This window comes from Arthrobacter citreus, assembly GCF_038405225.1.
Lineage (GTDB): Bacteria > Actinomycetota > Actinomycetes > Actinomycetales > Micrococcaceae > Arthrobacter_B > Arthrobacter_B citreus_A.
On sequence record NZ_CP151657.1, the window covers coordinates 1,221,041 to 1,240,879 of the forward strand.

A 19,839-nucleotide genomic window follows, 5' to 3' on the forward strand; every position below is an offset into this window, starting at 1 on the left:
GCTTCTCCTGCGAATAATCGTGTGGTGGTCTTTGCTGGGTTAGTGGTTGCTGATTACCGGAACACGACGGTGCTGGTTCGATCCAGCAGTACACGGTGCTCGCAGTGCCACCGCACGGCACGGGAGAGTGCCAGTGCTTCGGCGTCCCGGCCAACTGTTGACAGGGCAGTCGGTCCATAACTGTGGTCAACCCTGATGACTTCCTGTTCGATGATGGGCCCCTCATCCAGTTCCGGTGTTACGTAGTGGGCGGTTGCGCCCACCAGCTTGACGCCGCGGTCGTAGGCCTGGTGGTAGGGGCGTGCACCCTTGAATCCCGGGAGGAAGGAGTGGTGGATATTGATGGCCCGGCCTTCAAGGGAGCGGCAAAGATCGTTGGACAGTACCTGCATGTACCGGGCCAGCACAACGAGGTCGATGCTGTGCTCGTCCACCAGTTCCAGCAGGCGCCGTTCGGCATCCAGCTTTGTCTCAGGGGTTACCGGGAGGTGGATGAAGGGGATGCCGGCTGCCTCGGCCATGGCCCGGTGGGTTTCATGGTTGGAAACGACAAGGGCGATGTCGCCCCCGAGGCTTCCGCCCCGCCACCGGAAGAGCAGGTCGTTCAGGCAGTGGCCGAACTTGGACACCATGACGAGCAGGCGCTGCTGTGTCTGATCATGAAAGCTGAACTTCATGTCGAAGCGCTCGGCGATCGGACGAAACTCTTCCTGGAGCCTCTCCGGGCTGTAGGCCGAGGTTCCCGAGAATGCGGAGCGAAGGTGCAGTGTCTGGCGGAGGTGGTCGTCAAACTGCTGGTGTTCGTCGATGTTAAAGCCACGCTCGAAAAGAAAGGTGGTGACGGCCTGGACTATGCCTGCGCGCTCAACGCATGAGAGGGTCAGCACAAATTTCCGGGTCTCGGGTTCCACGCGTGCCTCCGGCTGCGGCTGCGTGCGGGTGGACGAGTCTGTCGCGACAAGGGCCATGTCGACTCCTTAGATATATTCTTGCTTCTAGAACTGATATATCAGGACTGACCGTCAGCGTATACTGGCCATAGATCAAGGTCAATAGCCTTTTTACTTGAGTGATAGGGGTCCGCACCATGGCTTTTGAACTGCTGTCACAGGATGCCGCGGCGAAGAGGTCGCTGGCCGACGTAGCCTATGACCGCATCAGGGACCGGCTGTTGACGCTGGACATCAAGCCCGGCGCCCTCATCAATGACGACGACCTGGCCAAGGACCTGGGGATCGGCCGCACCCCGGTGCGTGAAGCGTTGAAGCGGTTGGAGTTGGATCGCCTCGTGGTCTCCTATCCGCGGAGGGGCACCTTCGCGACATTGGTGGAGGTCACCGATCTTGCGCTCATCTCCGAAATCCGCCTCCAGCTTGAGCCTCTTGCCGCCTCCCGGGCCGCAAGGGTGGCGACGGAGCCGGTGAGGGAGCAGCTGCGGGGTGTTGTGCGCGCTGTCGAGGCTTTCGATATGGGTGCGGCCTCAGTTGTTGAAATCCTGCGCCTGGATGCCCGCGTGCATCAGGGCATCTACGCGGCCGCCGCCAATCCCCATCTCGAAGACATCCTGATCCGCTACGACAACCTCGCGACACGAATCTGGTGCCTGGTGCTGGATCGCCTGCCCGATCTGACCTGTCATGTGCATGAGCATGTGGACCTGCTTCGTGCGGTTATCGACGGGGATGAAGCCAAGGCCGCGGAGCTGGCACGGATTCACGTCAGCGGCTTCGAACACGCTGTGCGCGAGGCCCTTTTTGCCGCTTAGCCGGACCTGCCCGCCGGCAATGGAGCGCAGTCAGGAAGGTCTGCGCTGCGCCAGGCAGGACCCGCACGCCGCGCGGCGCTCCCGGTCCTTGAAGTAAGCCCTTCCATACTGTTGACACCCAGGGGAGTCGATAGAATACTAAAGTCACCGATCTAATATATCAATAAAATATTAGGTAGCAGACGGAGGAGAAACGATGGTCGACGTCCTGGCCCGCGCGCTCGCAGTCCTTTACCCCAACCTCTCCTCCGGCCCGACCGAGGGGGCGTGATGGCCGATCTGCTTCCGGAGCATCCGGACTTCCTCTGGCACAACCCCGAACCGAAATCCTCCTATGATGCCGTGATCGTCGGTGGTGGCGGACACGGCCTGGCCACCGCCTATTATCTGGCCAAGAACCACGGTATGACGAACATCGCGGTCCTGGAGAAGGGATGGCTGGCCGGCGGGAACATGGCGCGGAACACCACCATCATCCGCTCGAACTATCTGTGGGACGAAAGCGCAGCGATGTACGAGCAAGCCCTGAAGCTGTGGGAGATCCTGCCTGAGGAACTGGAATATGACTTCCTGTTCAGCCAGCGCGGCGTGATGAACCTGGCCCACACCCTGGGAGATGTCCGCGAGAGCATCCGCCGGGTCGGAGCGAACAAGCTCAACGGCGTGGACGCCGAATGGATCGACCCGCAGCAGGTCAAGGAACTCTGCCCCATCCTGAACATCAGCGACAACATCCGCTACCCGGTGATGGGCGCCACCTACCAGCCGCGCGCCGGAATCGCGAAGCACGACCATGTGGCGTGGGCCTTCGCGCGTAAATGCGACGAACTCGGCGTTGACATCATCCAAAACTGCGAGGTTACCGGTTTCCTGAAGGACGGGAACCGTGTGGTGGGCGTTAAGACCAGCCAAGGCACCATTCACACCGAAAAGGTGGGGCTGTGCGCCGCGGGCCACAGCTCGGTTCTTGCCGAAATGGCGGGATTCCGGCTGCCCATCCAGTCCCACCCGCTGCAGGCACTGGTCTCGGAACTGCACGAACCCGTCCACCCCACCGTGGTGATGTCCAACCACGTGCACGTCTACGTCTCCCAGGCGCACAAGGGCGAGCTGGTCATGGGCGCCGGTGTCGATTCCTACAACGGATACGGCCAGCGCGGCTCCTTCCATGTGATCGAACACCAGATGGCTGCCGCCGTTGAGCTGTTCCCCATCTTTGCCCGGGCACACGTGCTGCGGACCTGGGGCGGAATTGTGGACACCACCCTGGACGCCTCACCCATCGTGGGCACCACTCCGGTGGAGAACATGTTCGTCAACTGCGGTTGGGGCACCGGCGGGTTCAAGGGAACCCCCGCGGCCGGTCTCACCTTCGCCCACACCATCGCCACCGGGGCCCCGCACGCACTCAACAAACCCTTCGCACTTGAACGGTTCGAAACCGGCGCCCTGATCGATGAGCACGGCGCCGCAGCCGTGGCCCACTAGCCGCCGTCGTCGTCGTCGACCCGGCATTCCAGAAAGAAGACGCACATGCTGCTCATCTCCTGTCCCAACTGCGGCTCACGCGACGAGATCGAGTTCCACTACGGCGGCCAGGCCCATGTGCCCTACCCGGAAAACCCGCATGAGCTGAACGGGCGCGAGTGGGCCGAGTTCCTGTTCTACCGGGACAACACGAAGGGTGTCTTCGCTGAACGTTGGCTGCACAGTACCGGCTGCCGGCAGTGGTTCAACATGCTCCGCGACACCGTTACCTACGACATCCAGGCCGTCTACCCCATGGGTACGTCCCGGCCGGATCCATCCGTCCCGGCCGCCGCCGAATCCGGCACTGCCAGCACCGCCGCCGACAGCACCACCACCGGCACCGCGGCGCCGAGCATCGCCGCGGCAAGCGCCCCTGTACCCGGAACCACCCCTGCCGCATCCACAGCCGGCACCACTGCTTCGGAAGGAGCCTCCGAATGACTCCCCAGAACGCGCGCCTGGCAGCCGGCGGACGCATCGACCGCACCATCTCCTGGCGCTTCACCGTGGACGGCGAGGAATTCTCGGGACACCCCGGGGACACCCTCGCCTCCGCCCTGCTCGCCAACGGCCGCATCGCCGTCGGCACCTCGCTGTACGAGGACCGGCCCCGCGGTATCCTGGCCGCCGGAGTCGAGGAACCGAACGCCATGGTCAGGGTGCAGCCGCGTTTCCCCGGTCATGTGGCCGAGTCCATGCTCCCCGCCACCGCGGTCACTCTCGTGGACGGCTTGGACGCGGAACTGCTCAACGGCCTGGGCAGGCTGGACCCGGAGGACGACCGCGCCGAGTACGACAAAAAGTACGTGCACACCGACGTCCTGGTCATCGGCGGAGGCCCGGCGGGACTGGCCGCGGCCCGCGAAGCCGTCCGCACCGGAGCCCGGGTCATGCTCCTCGACGATCAGCCCGAGCTCGGCGGATCCCTGCTGTCCGGTTCGACCGCGCCCGGACTGGCCGAGAATATCGAAGGCATGACGGCTCTTGAATGGGTGGCGGACGTCGAAGCGGAGCTCGTTTCAGGCTCCGAGTCCACTGTTCTCAACCGGACCACCGCGTTCGGTGCCTACGACGCGAATTACGTCATCGCGGTCCAGAACCGCACTGATCATCTGTCCTCCCCGGCCGCATCCGGGGTGTCCCGGCAGCGTATCTGGCACATCCGTGCCGCGCAGGTGGTGCTGGCGCCCGGCGCGCATGAGCGCCCGCTGGTCTTCGAGAACAACGACCGCCCGGGCATTATGCTGGCCTCGGCCGTCCGCAGCTACCTCAACCGCTACGCGGTGGCAGCAGGGCGGCGTGTGGTCATCAGCACGACGAATGACAGCGCCTATGTCCTGGACGGGGACCTGCGCGCCGCCGGAATTGAAGTTGCAGCCGTTGTGGATGCGCGTTCATGCCTAACCGCTGTGGCTGCCGCCGCCGTCGAAGCCGGCACACGGGTGCTGATCGGCAGCGCCGTGGCCAATACCGCCGCTGACACCACTACGGCCGGCAGCGCAGGACGCCTGAAGGGTGTGACCGTCCGCGGCATCGATGAGGACGGCGCGCTGACCTCCAGTACCGAGCAGATTGCCTGTGACCTCCTGGCTGTTTCCGGCGGCTGGAGCCCCGTGGTCCACCTGCACTCCCAACGGCAGGGCAAACTCCGCTGGGACGACGGCCTGGCGGCTTTCGTACCGAGCACCACGGTCCCGAACCAGTGGATCGCAGGTTCCGGGCGGGGCAGCTTTGACCTCTCCGACTGCCTCACCGAAGGCATTTCCGCCGGAGCTGCAGCCGCCGTCGCCGCAGGGTTCAGCACCACTGCCGGCTACTCACCGCCCGGCACGCCAACGGCCTCCGCCCCCACCCGCCAGTTGTGGCTGGTTCCCGGTGAGGAGGGGACTCCGGATGACTGGCATCACCACTTCGTCGACTTCCAGCGCGACCAGTCCGTCGCCGACGTCCTGCGCTCCACCGGGGCCGGCATGCGCTCGGTGGAGCACATCAAGCGTTACACCTCCATCAGCACCGCCAACGATCAGGGCAAGACCTCAGGCGTCAACGCGATCGGTGTCATCGCCGCAGCCCTCCGGACGGCCGGCGAAGCATCCCGCGGCATCGGCGACATCGGCACGACCACCTACCGCGCACCCTTCACCCCGGTGGCGTTCGCCGCCTTGGCCGGCCGGCAGCGCGGTGAACTCTTCGACCCCGCCCGGGTGACAGCCATCCACTCCTGGCACGTGGATCACGGGGCCCTGTTCGAGGACGTCGGGCAGTGGAAGCGACCCTGGTACTACCCCCAGCCCGGTGAGGACATGGACGCCGCGGTCCTCCGCGAGTGCATCGCCGTCCGGGAATCCGTGGGCTTCATGGACGCCACCACCCTGGGCAAGATCGAGATCCGCGGCAAGGATGCCGGTGAATTCCTGAACCGCATCTACACCAACGCCTTCAAGAAGCTCGCCCCGGGCTCCGCCCGGTACGGCGTCATGTGCATGGCCGACGGGATGATCCTGGACGACGGCGTAACCCTGCGTCTCGACGAGGACCGCTACTTCATGACCACCACGACCGGGGGAGCAGCGGGAATCCTCGACTGGCTCGAGGAATGGCTGCAGACCGAATGGCCGGACCTCGACGTGCACTGCACCTCGGTCACCGAACAGTGGACCACCATCGCCGTCGTGGGACCGAAATCCCGTGCGGTGCTGACGAAGGTCGCACCCGACCTGGCCGCTGACGGAGGACTCGAACCCGAGGCCTTCCCCTTCATGACCTTCAGGGAGACGACGCTTGCCTCCGGCGTGCCGGCCCGGATCTGCCGGATCTCGTTTTCCGGTGAACTCGCCTATGAGATCAACGTTCCCTCGTGGTACGGGCTCGCCACCTGGGAGGACGTGGCGGCGGCCGGAGCCGAATTCAACATCACCCCGTACGGCACTGAGGCCATGCACGTGCTCCGGGCCGAGAAGGGCTACCCCATTGTCGGTCAGGACACCGACGGCACCGTTACCCCGCAGGATGCCGGCATGGAATGGGTGGTGTCCAAGGTCAAGGACTTCATCGGCAAACGCTCCCACACCCGCGCGGACACCGCCCGGCCCGACCGCAGGCACCTGGTCAGCGTGCTGCCCGTGGACCGGACCCTGCGGCTGCCGGAAGGCACCCAGCTCGTCGAAAAGGGCGTTAATGTCGATCCCGCACAGGGTCCCGTCCCCATGCAGGGTTTCGTCACTTCCAGCTATCACAGTGCCGCCCTTGGCCGCTCCTTTGCGCTTGCGCTGATCAAGAACGGCCGCAACCGGATCGGCGAGACCCTGGTTGCCGCCGCCGGTAACCAGTTCGTCGACGTCGTCGTCGGTGAAACCGTGCTTTTTGACCCCGAGGGGACCCGCAAAGATGGCTAACACAGCAGCACTTAACGGCATCAACAACGGACTTCGGGGCATCCGGCGCAGTCCCGCCTCGCACCTGGCCGCCGCACTGGAAGCCGGGTCCGTCGAGGGGACGGTGGTCCTCGGTGAGCAACCGTTCCAGACCATGGCAGGCATCCGGGTGGACCCGTCCTCCGGGGAAGGTGCCCGGGTTGCCGCGGTGGCCGGCAGCCTGCCGGTCCGCTGCGGTGAGGTGGGCGGCGCCGACGGCGTCAATGTCTTCTGGCTGGGGCCATCCGAGTTTCTGGCGGTGGCACCGGAAGAGGCCCATGACTCGCTCGGCGGCAACCTCATCGGTTCCCTCACCGCCGCCCTTGGCGGGTCTCCGGGCCAAGTGGTGGACCTGTCCGCGAACCGCACCACGTTTGAACTCTCCGGTATCCGCGCCCGCGCCGTCCTGGAAAAGGGCTGCTCGCTGGATCTGCATCCGAGCAGCTTCCTCCCGGGAACAGCCCTGAGCACCGAGGTGGGCAACATTCCGGTGATCCTCGAGAAGACCGGGGAGGAGAGCTTCCGCCTCTTCCCCCGGGCCTCCTTTGCGGACTTCCTGGGCCGGTGGCTCCTCGATGCAATGCGCGAGTATGCCTCGCCGGAGGTCCCGTGATGGCTGTGGGAGTTTTTTCCCTACAAACTGACGGCCAGGGGAGGATTGGCTGTCAATGCAGTCGAGTGCTGAGCACCCTCCTGCGATAGACTTTTAGCCAGCGCAGGGGAGTATCCGTCCGCGCTGCATCCGTCAGCACGCGGGACAGCATCGTCCCGCCGGGTGCAGCGGGCATCCGTCCGAACAACCCGTTCGCGGATGCCGGAGAGACTTGCGTTCACTCCCGCGCCCGAAAGGTCCCCGTACACATGCCCGAATTACCCGTGGTCTTTGAGGTCGGCACATTTGTCCTCCTCGGGCTCGTTCTGCTTTTCGACCTGCTGCTGGTCGTTAAACGACCGCACGAGCCGTCGATGAAGGAGGCCGGCCTGTGGGTCGGCTTCTACGTCGGGCTTGCGCTTGTCTTTGCCGGCGCCATGTTTGTTTTCACCGGACCGGAGTACGGCAGCCAGTTCGTTGCCGGCTGGGTCACCGAATACAGCCTCAGCATCGACAACCTGTTTGTCTTCATTATCATCATGGCCCGCTTCTCGGTACCGCGTAAGTACCAGCAGGAAGTGCTGATGTTCGGCATCATCATTGCGCTGATCCTGCGCGGCATCTTCATCATCATCGGTGCCGCCGTCATCGAGAACTTCAGCTGGGTGTTCTTCATCTTCGGCGCCTTCCTGCTGTGGACCGCCTACAAGCAGGCCACCGACAACGGCGAGGACGAGGAAGAGGGCAGCGACAACAAGCTGATCGGCAAGCTGCGCCGCGTCCTTCCCATGACGGACAAGTTTGACCAGGGCAAAATCCGCACGGTGGTGGACGGCAAGAAGGTCTTCACCCCCATGCTGATCGTCTTCATCACCATCGGTGTCACCGACCTGATGTTCGCCGTGGACTCGATCCCGGCCATCTTCGGCCTGACGCAGAGCGCGTTCATTGTCTTCACCGCCAACATCTTCGCCCTGATGGGCCTGCGCCAGCTGTACTTCCTGCTGGGCGGCCTGATGGACCGGCTGATCTACCTCAAGCACGGCCTTTCGGTCATCCTGGCATTCATTGGCGTCAAGCTGATCCTGCACGCGCTGCACGTGAATGAACTGCCGTTCATCAACGGCGGCGAGCACGTTGCCTGGGCTCCGGAAATCCCCACGTTTGTGTCCCTGGCCGTTATCCTCGGCACCATCGTGATTGCCACCGTGGCATCGCTGCTCAGCCCCAAGGCAAAGGCCGTCCAGGCCGTTGCCTCACTGCAGAACGCGCTGAAGGTGTACCGCAACCTCGAAGAGGACGCCCCGCACGAAGAGCGCGTGGAAGCCTACGACAAGGTCACCGAAACGTACCGCAACGCCACCGCAGTGGCCAAGGACCGCGACGACGTCGAACTGCCGGAAATCTCGGACCAGGCCAAGGAAGAATTCCGGGCCAGCAATCCGCGGCTGCAGAACCCTGCGCCGGTAAAGGACCAGACCGAGCAGTAGCAGCACCGCACCAACAGCACCACCAGCAAACCGCACCACAGTGACTGCAGCACAAAGCGCCGCCCTCCTTCGGGAGGGCGGCGCTTTGTGCTTGTGACTGTGCGGCTGTTAGGCCGCCGGTTCGCCCCGCACCATCCCCAGCAGGCGGTTGAAGATGCCCTCGCCGTCGTCGGCTATGCCGTCGTGGTGGAAGTCGGCGCTTTCCCAGACCTGCAGGCCGCGCACAGCCGCGGCGGTTTCCAGCGACAGGTCCCGGTCCACGTAAATATCGTCGGTGTAGACGGCTGCTGCCATCGGAACGGTGTTCCGGGCCAGCTGTCCGTTGTCATAGAGCGCCGGCCAGTCCTCCTTGGCGGCCAGCAGCTCCGCGGTCTGCTTCAGCGGCGCCAGCGCAGGATCCTCGTCAAAGTACCAGGGATAGACCATCTCCCCGGTGAATAACGGATCCGCGGCGCTGGGCTTGAACTCCGGAAACTCCTCCAGCACCCGCTCCGCGGCCCAGTTGGTCGCCGTCCCCTGACCGTAGATGGATTCATGCAGCACGGCATAGAGCGGGTTGGAGGCACGGCTGACCTGCCCGTGCACGGCCTCCAGGAAGGTATCGGACAGCCGTTCCCCCTCGGGGGTGGGAACAAACGCCTCCTGCAGCAGGTAATGCAGTCCGTCCATCCGGGTGTTGCCACCCAGGAAAGAACCGATCATCTGGAAGCGCTGCACGCTCAGGCGCTCTCCCGACGGCAGGAACTCCGGCGTCACCGTCAGGTGCCGGGCGATCCGGGTGGTCAGCTCGCGGTCGGCCGGATACTTGGCAAAGTACTCGGCGTTGCGGGCGGCGACCCGCCGGAAGGTGGCCCGGTACACGCGGTCCGCGGGACCGGTGAGCGGCGCCAGGCCGCCGGTGATGAGGGATTCGCGCAGCCCGTGCGGAGCAAAGGACAGATAGGTCAGGGTGCAGAATCCGCCGTAGCTCTGCCCGTACGTGCTCCAGGGGCCGGAGCCCAGGGCTTCCCGGATCAGTTCTGCGTCGGCCACGATGGAGTCGGCCCGGAAATGGGTCAGATAATCCGCCTGCGCCGCAGCGTTGCCGCGCAGCGCCAGGGTCCGCCGGTCTGCGGGGGTGGACAGTCCCGTGCCGCGCTGGTCAAGCATGAGGATGCGGAAATGCCGGGAAGCGGCCTTCGTCCAGCCGCCGAACTGCAGCAGCCGGCTGCCCTTGCCGCCCGGACCGCCCTGCAGGTACAGCAGCCAGGGCAGCTGTTCGGCTTCGGACTGGGGCAGCTCGGCGTCGCTGTATTCCCGGGCAAAAACGGTGATGCTCCCGCCATCGGGCCGTGAGTGGTCCAGCGGGACGGTGAAGCGGTGATCGGTGACCCGCATGCCGCGGATGGTGTACGGCGCCGAGGCCGTGTGCGGAACGCTCATGCGGAAAGGTCCGATGCGGAGTGGTTCGGTGCGGAGCGGCCCGATCCCGGTTCCTCAGATTCCGGCACCGCAGCCCCGCCGAAGGACTCCAGTGCGGAGCCGGTGAGGCGGTACGTGGTCCACTCGTCCTGGGGCCGTGCGCCCAGGGAGTCATAAAAACGGATGGACGGCTCGTTCCAGTTCAGCACGCACCATTCCACCCTGGCGTACCCGCGCTCGACGGCGATTTCCGCCAGGGTGCGCAGCAGCGCCTTCCCGGCGCCCTTGCCGCGGGCTGCCGGACGGACGTACAGGTCCTCCAGGTAGATACCGTGCACGCCTTCCCAGGTGGAGTAGTTCAGGAACCACAGTGCAAAGCCCTGCACCTCTCCGGCTTCCTCGGCAACGTGGGCAAAGATGGCCGGGTGTTCCCCGAACAGGTTCTTCTCCAGGTCCTGCACCGTGTTCTTGACGGCGTGGGGTTCTTTTTCATAAATCGCCAGGTCGTGGATGAGTTCGAGGATTACGGGGACGTCTTGGGGGCGTGCGGGGCGGATCTGCATGGCTTCAGCCTAATCGAGGCGGCCTGCGTGGATCACCTTGATGACGGGCGCTCCGGCGTCGTCCGACGCCGCCAGATCCACCTCGGCGTTGATGCCCCAGTCCAGGTGGTTGGCCGGATCCTTGAAGATCTGCCGCACTTCCCACTTGCCCGGAAGCTCCTTGATGATCAGCAGGTTGGGTCCGCGGCCGTCCGGTCCGTCGTCGATGTCCTCATGCTCTTCAAAGTACGCATCCAGCACCTCGGCCCAGCGGTCGGCGTCCCAGCCGGCGTCGCCGTCGAGCTCGCCCAGGCCGCGGTCATCCTCATCGGCGAAGAGCTTCACCCGCTGGAACATCTCGTTGCGGACCATGACCCGGAAAGCGCGGACGTTGGCGGTGAGCTTGTCCGGCACCGGCGGCAGGACGGGCTCGGCAGAGGCATCGGGGTTGATGCCGTTGGTCAGCTCTTCCCATTCGTCCAGCAGCGAGGAGTCAGTCTGGCGGACCAGTTCGCCGAGCCACTCGATGATGTCCTCGAGGTCCTCGCGCAGCCGCTCCGGCGGAACGGTGTGCAGCAGTGCCTTGTAGGTGTCCGAGAGGTAGCGCAGCAGCACGCCCTCGGAGCGGGCCAGGGAGTAGAACTGGACATACTCGCCAAAACTCATGGCGCGTTCGTACATGTCCCGGACAATCGATTTGGGGCTCAGCTCGAACTCGCCCAGCCACGGCGCGCCGGAGCGGTACACCTCGAAGGACTGCTCCAGCAGTTCAGCCAGCGGCTGCGGATAGGTGACTTCCTCGAGCAGTGCCATCCGCTCGTCGTACTCGATGCCCTGGGACTTCATGGCGGCGATGGCCTCGCCGCGGGCCTTCTTCTCCTGCGCTGAAAGGACCTGGCGGGGCTTTTCCATGATCGCTTCGATCACGGAGACCACGTCCAGGGCGTAGGACGGGCTGTCTGGATCCAGGATCTCCAGGGACGCCATCGCAAACGGGGACAGCGGCTGGTTCAGGGCAAAGTTCGGCTGCAGGTGCACCTTCAGGCGGACGGTGCGGCCGTCGGCGTCGGGTTCGGGCAGAACCTCCACGATGCCGGCGGTCTTCAGCTCGCGGTAGATGCTCAGCGCCTTTTTCATCAGCGCCAGCTGCGAGGACCGGGTTTCGTGGTTGTTGGTCAGAAGCTTCTTGGCCGCGGCAAACGGATCGCCCGGACGTTCCAGCAGGTTCAGCAGCATGGAGTGGGTGATGTTGAAGCTGGAGGTCAGCGGCTCCGGGGTGCCGTCCACCAGCTTTTCGAAGGTGGGCTTGCCCCAGGACACAAAGCCGGCCTGCGGCTTCTTCTTCACCACCTGGCGCAGCTTCTTCTGGTCATCGCCGAACTTGGCGTGCGCCTTGGCCATCGCCTTCACGTTTTCAATCACGTGTTCCGGAGCCTGCACGACGACGGTGCCCGCCGTGTCATAACCGGCGCGGCCCGCGCGGCCGGCGATCTGGTGGAACTCGCGGACCTTCAGTGGCCGGGTTCGGGTGCCGTCGTACTTGGACAGGGCGGTGATCAGGACGGTGCGGATGGGCACGTTGATGCCAACGCCCAGGGTGTCGGTGCCGCAGATGACCTTGAGCAGTCCGGCCTGGGCCAGCTGCTCCACCAGGCGGCGGTATTTGGGCAGCATGCCGGCGTGGTGCACGCCGATGCCGTGGCGGACCAGCCGGTTCAGGGTCTTGCCGAAGCCGGGGGCGAAGCGGAAACCGGCAATCAGCTCGCCGATCTTGTCCTTTTCCTCGCGGGTGCACACGTTGATGCTCATCAGGGCCTGGGCCCGGTCAATGGCTTCAATCTGGGAGAAGTGCACCACGTAGACCGGAACCTGTTTGGTGGCCAGCAGCTCCTCCAGGGATTCCTGGACAGGGGTCTCCACGTAGTAGTAGTGCAGGGGGATGGGCCGCTGCACCGAGGAGACGGTCACCGTGTCCCGGTTGGTGAGCTCGCTGAGTTCGTTGGCGATCCGGGTCATATCGCCCAGGGTGGCGGACATCAGCAGGAACTGCGCCTGCGGCAGCTCCAGCAGGGGCACCTGCCAGGCCCAGCCGCGCTGCGGATCGGAGTAGAAGTGGAACTCGTCCATGATGACGGTGCCCAGGTCCGCGTCGGGACCCTCGCGCAAGGCAATGTTGGCCAGGATCTCCGCGGTGCAGCAGATGATGGGCGCATCCTTGTTCACCGATGAATCTCCGGTGACCATGCCGACGTTCTCGGCGCCGAAGATCTCGCAGAGGGCAAAGAACTTCTCCGACACCAGTGCCTTGATGGGTGCGGTGTAGTAGCTGCGCTCGTCGTGCGCCATGGCGTGGAAGTGCGCGGCAATGGCGACCATCGACTTGCCGGAGCCGGTGGGCGTGGCGAGGATGACGTTGTTGCCGGTCACCAGCTCCATCACCGCTTCATCCTGCGCCGGGTACAGCGACATGCCCCGGCTCTCGACCCATTCCAGGAAGGACGTGTAGGTCTCGTCGGGGTCGATGGTGCGGGTGCTGGACGGGCCGGAGGCAAGCTGTTCAAGAAGTTTCATGTCCATACCAGACTATCGGGCGCGGCCGTGCGCCGTGGACCGCCGGCAGGGAACGGCTAGGAGAACTGCCGCACGTGTGTCCATCCGGGGTCGGGAGCGGTACGGGCCGCTCCGCCGGCTGCGCGGACCGCATCTTCGATGACTGCGCGTCCGTGATGGTCCACGGAATCCGAGTAGTAGTGAAGCACCCGGGTTCCGGCGGCGCTCACCCGGGCTACCAGTATTGCCCGTGTTCCCAGGGCGGCCGAGATGCGGGCCTCCTTTTCGCGGAGCACCTCCAGGGAGGCCGGGGTCGGGGGGCCGCTGGCATCGGCGTCGTCGTAGGCCAGGCGCACTTCGGTATGGAGGTCGAACAGGGGAAAGTCGATCCAGCGCAGCGGACGGCGGGCCAGAACCATGATGACTGCGCCGCCAGGCGTGCTTCCCTCCATCACCACCCAATCGTTCCGGGTTTGGGCGGCCAGCGCGCTGACGGTGTCGCGGAGATCCGCGGCAGTCCTGTCCAGGGTCCCGCCGGTGGCCGTGTCGACGGCACCCACCCATCGCGTGACCTCGTCCTCGCCGAGGATCCAGTCCAGGAGCAGCAGGGAAACCTGCAAACGCCGCTCCTGCGCCACTTGACGGAAAAGCGGGTGATGGACCACGACGTCGAGGCGTCCCCTGCCTGGGTCCTCCCGCAGTCCGAAGCGGGCCTGGCCCAGGGAAAGGCTGTGTCCGTCGATCTCGATGGTCTTGCCCGCCGCGTCGGGAACCGGCTGGCGGGCGGCCGCATACTCCCAGGCATCGTCAGCGGCAGGGGCGCAGCGGAGCCAGTGTTCCGCGGTCCTGCGCAGCGCGGGATCACCTTCCGAGCTCACGGCGAGGAGATGGCGGGACTTGTGCCCGGTCCCCGTGTCCCATGCCAGGTCCGGGTGTACGGCTGCGAGCCGTTCCTGCATCTCGCCCGCAAGTCCGCCCCACCGGCCGGTGTCCGCCCCGGCGCTGAACCGGGATGCGCCGTCAGCACTCCACCACTGCCAAAAGGCTTCCGCCGGATCCGCCGGCACTGCGGAATCCCTGCGCGTGAAAAGACCCATTTATCCCTTTCCCGGGCGCCCCCATGCCGCCCGCCCTGAACCTACCAGCGGATGGGCCGCGGATCGTTCGCCGACGCGCTGTTCGCTGCCCCGGCCCGTGTGGTCCGCCGCTGGCCGCCACAGCCGGGATGACCCCGCATGAAGGCCGGCACCTGCCCCATCCGTCCCTTTGCTAGGCTCGGCGGCATGAAATGGGATCCCCGGAAGTACACACAGTTCTCCTCGCACCGTGATCGGCCGTTTTTTGACCTCACGGCCCGCATCGCCGCTGACAGCCCACGCCGGGTTGTTGACCTTGGTTGTGGTCCGGGAACCCTCACCGCGGCGCTCGCCGCCCGCTGGCCGTCAGCGCAGGTCACCGGCGTCGACTCTTCGCCGGCAATGGTGGAGCGGGCCCGGGCGCTCGGGCAGGCCCCGGACAACCTGGACTTTGTGCAGGCGGGCATCGAGGAGTGGGAGCCGCAGCCCGGCACGGACGTGGTGGTCTCGAATGCCGCCCTGCAGTGGGTGCCGGGACACCAGGATTTAATGCGCCGCTGGGCCAAACAGCTCGACGGCGGCGCATGGCTGGCTGTCCAGGTCCCGGGAAACTTCGGTGCCCCCTCGCACGCCCTGATGCGGGAGCTGGCAGCCGGTCCCGAGTGGGCCGGGAAGCTGGACGGAGTCCTGCGCCATGGGGATGCCGTGGATGAGCCGGAAGATTATCTGGGGCTGCTGGTCGAAGCCGGCTTTGACGCTGATGTCTGGGAGACGAGTTACTCGCAGGTGCTTCCGGGCAAGGACCCGGTGCTGGAATGGGTGCGCGGAACCGCGCTGCGTCCCGTCATCGATGCCCTGGACCCGGAGGACTTCTCCCGCTTTGAAGAGCAGTACGCCGTGCTGCTGCGGGAGGCGTATCCCGCCCATGCATGGGGAACGGTCTTTCCGTTCCGCCGGATCTTCATGGTGGGACGGAAACAGGGCTGATCCGCCCAACACGGAGGCCGGGGCGGCTGCCCGGGGGGAGAAACGCCCCGGGAGGTCAGCCCCGGGAGTCAGGGATAGCGGCGCGCCCCGTGCGCCCGCTTCAGTGGCTTGGTGCGGGCAGCCTTCATCAGTGGAGTGTTGAGGGTATCGATCTGTTCATTGGCGTGGTCCTGGGTCCCGGCGCCTCCGCGGTCCCAGTGCCGCGCCAAATACAGTGCCCCGCCGATGGCCGTGAGCAGGAAACCGGTCACCAGCGCCGGGACGCTCAGTGACGGCAGCTGGCTTGCGGCCGCTAGGACCGCCAGGATGGGGATGACGGGACCCAACGGCAGCCGTGCGCCTGCTCCGGGCCACCTGCGGAATCCGAGCACGGCAGCCGCGACGCTCACCACGATCATGGCCAGGATGGCGGCGACGTTGGCGATGGAGACCACAAAGGTGGTGTCGTTGAGCAGCACCAGGATCACGGTGATGGCGGCCAGCAGCAGAACGCTGACGTAGGGATGGCCGCTGCGGCTGTTCCGTCCCAGCGCCGGCGGCACATCACCGCGTGCCACCATGCGCAGGATGATCTCGGAGGCGCCAAGGACGTTGGCGTTGGCACCGGACAGCGTGGACAGGCAGGCGGCGAAAGCCACCAGGAGGCCGCCCCAGGGTCCCATGACGATGTCCGCCGCCTGCGATACGCCGGTGGCCGAAAAATTCGTGAGGCCGCTCGCCATCATGGCCAGCACTGTTCCCAGATAAATTAGTCCGGAGACCAGAAGTGTCAGCAGGATGGCGCGCGGGACGGTTGTGCGCGGATTCTTTACGGATCCGGCCATGTTGGTGATGACGTTGAAACCGGTGTAGGCGGTGAACAGGAGTGCCGCGGCGGAGAACACTCCGCCGGTGCCCTGCGGCAATGGACGGTCGAGGTTCGCGGGCCGCAGCTCGGTCAGGCCCCAGACGGCGAACAGGACGAGCAGGGCAAGCTTGATGCCCACGATCCACGTTTCAGCCTTGGCGACCAACGCCGTCGGGCCCAAATTCAACACCGTCACCACTGCCGCGGCGGCGAGCGCGAGGGCCAGGGTGCCAATCGCCGGGAGGAAGTACTCGTGCAGGTAATCGCCGAAGGAGTCCACGAGGTACGCCACGATGGTGGCCCCGTTGAGGTAGAAGGCCCACATGACGATGAACCGCCAGAAGGGGCTCAGGATGGTCCCGACCGGCCCGTAGCCTGACTCGCCGTCCGCGGCCCGCGTGGACACCACAATGAAGGACAGGGCGCACAGGCTCATCACGATGCCCGCGATGATGTAGCTGATGACTGCACCCGGCCCGGCAAGGTTCACTGCCGTTCCGGACAGTGTAAAGACCCCGCCGCCCACAGTGGTGCCGACGCCGAAGGCCACGCAGGCCAACAGTCCGATTTGTGGTGTCGCGGCGCTGGCCGGACCGGACGTTGGTGACTGCGAATTTGCCACGGGTCCACGCTCTCATCCGGTCCGAAGGCTCCCTTTGGAGCGTAAGTCCGTCACTGAGCGGGGGTCAACGCGGCGGCAGGCAAACGGCCTGCTACCAGCCGCGTTCCTTCCACTCCGGCAGGTGGGGGCGCTCGGCACCGAGCGTGGTGCCGGCGCCGTGCCCCGGGTGGACGACGGTGTCATCCGGCAGGTATTCGAACACACGTTCTACTGTATCCGCGTAGAGGGACTCAAACCGCTCCGGGTCCTTCTGCGTGTTGCCCAGGCCGCCGGGAAAGAGGGAATCTCCGGTGAACAGATGGGCCGGGCCGCTGGGATCGCGGTACAGCAGGGCCACGGATCCCGGGGTGTGCCCGCGCAGCTTGATGGCCTCCAAGTCGAAACCGTCGAAGTTGCCGATATCCCCGTGATCCAGCGGCACGTCGGTGGGCACTTCGATGTCAGGGATGTCCTCGCTGCCGGCGGCGGTTTTGGCCCCGGTGGCCGCAACGGCGTCGGCGAGCGCCCGGACATGGTCCCAGTGGCTGTGCGTGGTGATAATCAGCTGCACCTTGGCGGGTACGGCGGCATCCGCCGCGGCTTCGGCCAGGAGTTCGCGGATCGCGGGAAAATCATCGGCGGCATCAATGAGTACCTGCGCCCCGGTGTCTTTGGCGGTAATGACATAGACGTTGTTGTCCATGCTGCCCACGGACCGGCTGCGGATGGTGACCTTCTCCAAATCAATCATGCCGGTAAGTCTAGTTCCGGGCGGCGGCTTTCACAGGGCAGGCGTGTCCGCGCTCGCCGATGCCCTCGCCACCGCCACACCCGAGGCGCCCGCCGATGGAGGCGGCACGGCTGGCCGGCCCTGTGAAAGCCGCCGCCGTCCCCGCCACCTTCGCCGTCTTCCCGCCGATGGAGGCGGCACGGCTGGCCGGCCCGACTCACCCGGCGCAACTCACCCGCCACCGTCCCCGTCCTCCCGCCGCCTGCCCAGCACGCGTTCCCAGTGTTTGTGGCTACTGATACAGATGGGGTCACACCAGCCCCGTGAGGTAACAAAGAGTGGGAACCTGTGCAGGAATGACCGCCCGCGACAGTGCAGGCTCGGGCGCAGGTACGGGCATGAGCGCTCGCCGGTGCGGCCCGGCCCGCCGTCGCCCGCTGTCAGCCGCGCCGGGGAACTTCCGTCCTAGCCCGCCGGCGGCAGCCTATTGCCTGCCCCGCGGCGGCGGCGTACGTTCGGAAGGTGCCGGTGCTGGAACCGGCCGGTCCGGGAGGAAAGCGTGCTCGTACGGCTTATCCGGCAAAACCTTGCACCCTACAAAGGTGCGGTGGCCGCCGTCGTTATCCTGCAATTTCTACAGACTGTGGCCACGCTGTATCTGCCCACCCTGAACGCTGACATTATTGACCGCGGCGTGGTGGTGGCTGACACCGGCGTCATCCTGGGCCTTGGCGGCTGGATGCTGGTGATCACCGCCGGGCAGGTGCTGTGCGCGGTTGCCGCGACCTACTTTGCCGCCCGGGTGGCCATGAGCGTGGGCCGGAACATCCGCGACAACCTTTTCACCACCGTTGAGTCCTTCTCGTCCCGGGAAGTGGGCGTCTTCGGCGCGCCCTCCCTGATCACCCGCACCACCAATGACGTGCAGCAGGTGCAGATGGCGCTGCTGATGACGTTCACCGTGATGGTTTCCGCTCCGATCATGGGTATCGGAGGGGTGGTGCTGGCGCTGAACCAGGATGTGCCGCTGTCCGGGATTCTGCTGCTGATCCTGCCGGTCCTGTTTGCGGTGATTGGCCTGGTGCTGCGCCGCCTGATTCCTCTGTTCCGCCGCGCGCAGAAGCAGATCGACCGGGTGAACTCGGTGCTGCGGGAACAGATCATGGGTGTTGCGGTGATCCGGGCCTTTGTCCGGGAGCGCACCGAAGAAGCCCGCTTCGACACTGCCAACACAGACCTGACCGGAACCCAGCTGCGGACGGCGCAGTACATGGCCCTGCTCTTCCCCGCCGCCATGCTCGTGGCGAACCTGGCCTCCGTGGCGGTGGTCTGGCTCGGCGCCTACCGCATTGACTCGGGGCAGATGCAGATTGGCGCCCTCACCGCGTTCATTGCCTACATCATGCAGATCCTGATGGCTGTGATGATGTCCATGTTCATGATCATGATGCTTCCCCGCGCAGCCGTCTGCGCCGAACGCATCTACGAGGTCCTGGACACCGAGAGCACGGTGCACGACGCGCCGGCTGCCGCGCCGCTGGTGTACGACGGCGGGACCCTGGTGTTTGACGGCGTGGGCTACACCTACCCGGGGGCGGAGGCGCCGGTGCTGCACGGGATTACCTTCACCGCCGAGTCCGGACAGACCACGGCCATCATCGGATCCACGGGGGCGGGGAAATCTACCCTGCTGAACCTGGTGCCGCGGCTGCTTGATGCCACCACCGGAGGAATCCGCATTGACGGACAGGACATTGAGGAAGTCACGCTGCATTCACTGCGCAGCGGCATCGGCCTGGTGCCGCAGAAGGCGTACCTGTTTGCCGGCACCATTGCCTCCAACCTGCGCTTCGGCAAACCGGAAGCGACCGACGCCGAACTGTGGGAAGCCCTCGAGATCGCCCAGGCCGCCGACTTTGTCCGCGCTTCCGAGGGGGTGCTGGAACACCGGGTGGAACAGGGCGGCGGAAACTTCTCCGGCGGCCAGCGGCAGCGCCTGGCCATTGCCCGGGCACTGGTGGTCCAGCCATCCATCTACCTCTTTGATGACAGCTTCTCCGCACTGGACTTCGCCACGGATGCCAGGCTGCGGGCCGCCCTCAAACAGCGCACCCGTAATTCCACCGTGCTGATTGTCGCCCAGCGCGTGAACACCATCACCGACGCCGGACGGATTGTGGTGCTGGAGGAGGGGCGGATCGCCGGACAGGGCACGCACGCCGAACTGATGGACACCTCGCCCACCTACCGCGAAATAGTCGAATCCCAGCTCACCGCCGAGGAAGTCCAGTGAGCGCCCCGGCACGCGGCGGCCC

At 65.6% G+C, this 19,839-nt stretch carries 14 protein-coding genes and 1 pseudogene; 8 read left to right on the forward strand and 7 right to left on the reverse strand.

Annotated features, from left to right (window positions below; genetic code table 11):
* Window positions 1-53 precede the first annotated feature (53 nt).
* The gene (purU, locus tag AAE021_RS05640) at window positions 54-968 is read right to left on the reverse strand and encodes a formyltetrahydrofolate deformylase (RefSeq protein ID WP_342024639.1); all 915 of its coding nucleotides are present in this window, start codon (window positions 966-968) and stop codon (window positions 54-56) included.
* A gap of 119 nt (window positions 969-1,087) precedes the next feature.
* Between purU and AAE021_RS05645 the strand changes: the two genes are divergently transcribed.
* The 6 genes and pseudogenes from AAE021_RS05645 to AAE021_RS05670 form a co-directional block, all read left to right on the forward strand.
* Window positions 1,088-1,765 (forward strand): GntR family transcriptional regulator, encoded by a 678-nt coding sequence (locus AAE021_RS05645; protein ID WP_342024640.1) that lies wholly within the window; start codon window positions 1,088-1,090, stop codon window positions 1,763-1,765.
* Between the two features lie 270 nt (window positions 1,766-2,035).
* Window positions 2,036-3,253: a sarcosine oxidase subunit beta family protein gene (locus tag AAE021_RS05650; RefSeq protein ID WP_342024641.1), complete on the forward strand. Its 1,218-nt coding sequence runs from the start codon at window positions 2,036-2,038 to the stop codon at window positions 3,251-3,253.
* A 45-nt stretch (window positions 3,254-3,298) separates the two neighbouring features.
* The gene (locus tag AAE021_RS05655) at window positions 3,299-3,736 is read left to right on the forward strand and encodes a sarcosine oxidase subunit delta (RefSeq protein ID WP_342024642.1); all 438 of its coding nucleotides are present in this window, start codon (window positions 3,299-3,301) and stop codon (window positions 3,734-3,736) included.
* Window positions 3,733-6,690: a 2Fe-2S iron-sulfur cluster-binding protein gene (locus tag AAE021_RS05660; RefSeq protein ID WP_342024643.1), complete on the forward strand. Its 2,958-nt coding sequence runs from the start codon at window positions 3,733-3,735 to the stop codon at window positions 6,688-6,690. Before AAE021_RS05655 ends, AAE021_RS05660 begins: the two co-directional genes overlap by 4 nt.
* On the forward strand, window positions 6,683-7,321 hold the full coding sequence (locus tag AAE021_RS05665; protein ID WP_342024644.1) for a sarcosine oxidase subunit gamma: 639 nt from the start codon (window positions 6,683-6,685) through the stop codon (window positions 7,319-7,321). Before AAE021_RS05660 ends, AAE021_RS05665 begins: the two co-directional genes overlap by 8 nt.
* Window positions 7,322-7,569: 248 nt before the next feature.
* Window positions 7,570-8,565: pseudogene (locus AAE021_RS05670) on the forward strand (TerC family protein); the annotation flags it as partial.
* Between the two features lie 333 nt (window positions 8,566-8,898).
* Here the strand turns inward: AAE021_RS05670 and AAE021_RS05675 are convergent.
* Genes AAE021_RS05675 through AAE021_RS05690 form a run of 4 tightly spaced genes read right to left on the reverse strand, consistent with a single transcriptional unit; the run spans window position 8,899 to window position 14,380 of the window.
* Window positions 8,899-10,212, reverse strand: coding sequence for an alpha/beta fold hydrolase (locus tag AAE021_RS05675; RefSeq protein ID WP_342024646.1), 1,314 nt, complete (start codon window positions 10,210-10,212; stop codon window positions 8,899-8,901).
* On the reverse strand, window positions 10,209-10,754 hold the full coding sequence (locus AAE021_RS05680) for a GNAT family N-acetyltransferase (protein WP_342024647.1): 546 nt from the start codon (window positions 10,752-10,754) through the stop codon (window positions 10,209-10,211). The genes AAE021_RS05675 and AAE021_RS05680 overlap by 4 nt, the downstream gene beginning before the upstream one ends.
* Before the next feature lie 9 nt (window positions 10,755-10,763).
* A complete protein-coding gene (locus tag AAE021_RS05685) occupies window positions 10,764-13,304 on the reverse strand; it encodes a DEAD/DEAH box helicase (RefSeq protein WP_342024648.1) in 2,541 nt (846 codons plus the stop codon).
* Window positions 13,305-13,360: 56 nt separating this feature from the next.
* Entirely contained in the window at window positions 13,361-14,380 is a 1,020-nt protein-coding gene (locus AAE021_RS05690; protein WP_342024649.1) for a hypothetical protein, read from the reverse strand.
* Window positions 14,381-14,566: 186 nt separating this feature from the next.
* Here AAE021_RS05690 and AAE021_RS05695 point away from each other — a divergent pair, with 186 nt between their 5' ends.
* Window positions 14,567-15,346, forward strand: coding sequence for a trans-aconitate 2-methyltransferase (locus AAE021_RS05695; RefSeq protein ID WP_342024650.1), 780 nt, complete (start codon window positions 14,567-14,569; stop codon window positions 15,344-15,346).
* 68 nt (window positions 15,347-15,414) lie between these two features.
* Here AAE021_RS05695 and AAE021_RS05700 read toward each other — a convergent pair whose 3' ends face one another.
* On the reverse strand, window positions 15,415-16,815 hold the full coding sequence (locus AAE021_RS05700; protein WP_342024651.1) for an APC family permease: 1,401 nt from the start codon (window positions 16,813-16,815) through the stop codon (window positions 15,415-15,417).
* Between the two features lie 91 nt (window positions 16,816-16,906).
* Window positions 16,907-17,545, reverse strand: coding sequence for an MBL fold metallo-hydrolase (locus tag AAE021_RS05705; RefSeq protein WP_342024652.1), 639 nt, complete (start codon window positions 17,543-17,545; stop codon window positions 16,907-16,909).
* Window positions 17,546-18,083: 538 nt separating this feature from the next.
* On the opposite strand from AAE021_RS05705, the gene AAE021_RS05710 reads away from it, so the two are divergent.
* Window positions 18,084-19,817: an ABC transporter ATP-binding protein gene (locus tag AAE021_RS05710; RefSeq protein ID WP_342024653.1), complete on the forward strand. Its 1,734-nt coding sequence runs from the start codon at window positions 18,084-18,086 to the stop codon at window positions 19,815-19,817.
* The last annotated feature ends 22 nt before the right edge of the window (window positions 19,818-19,839 follow it).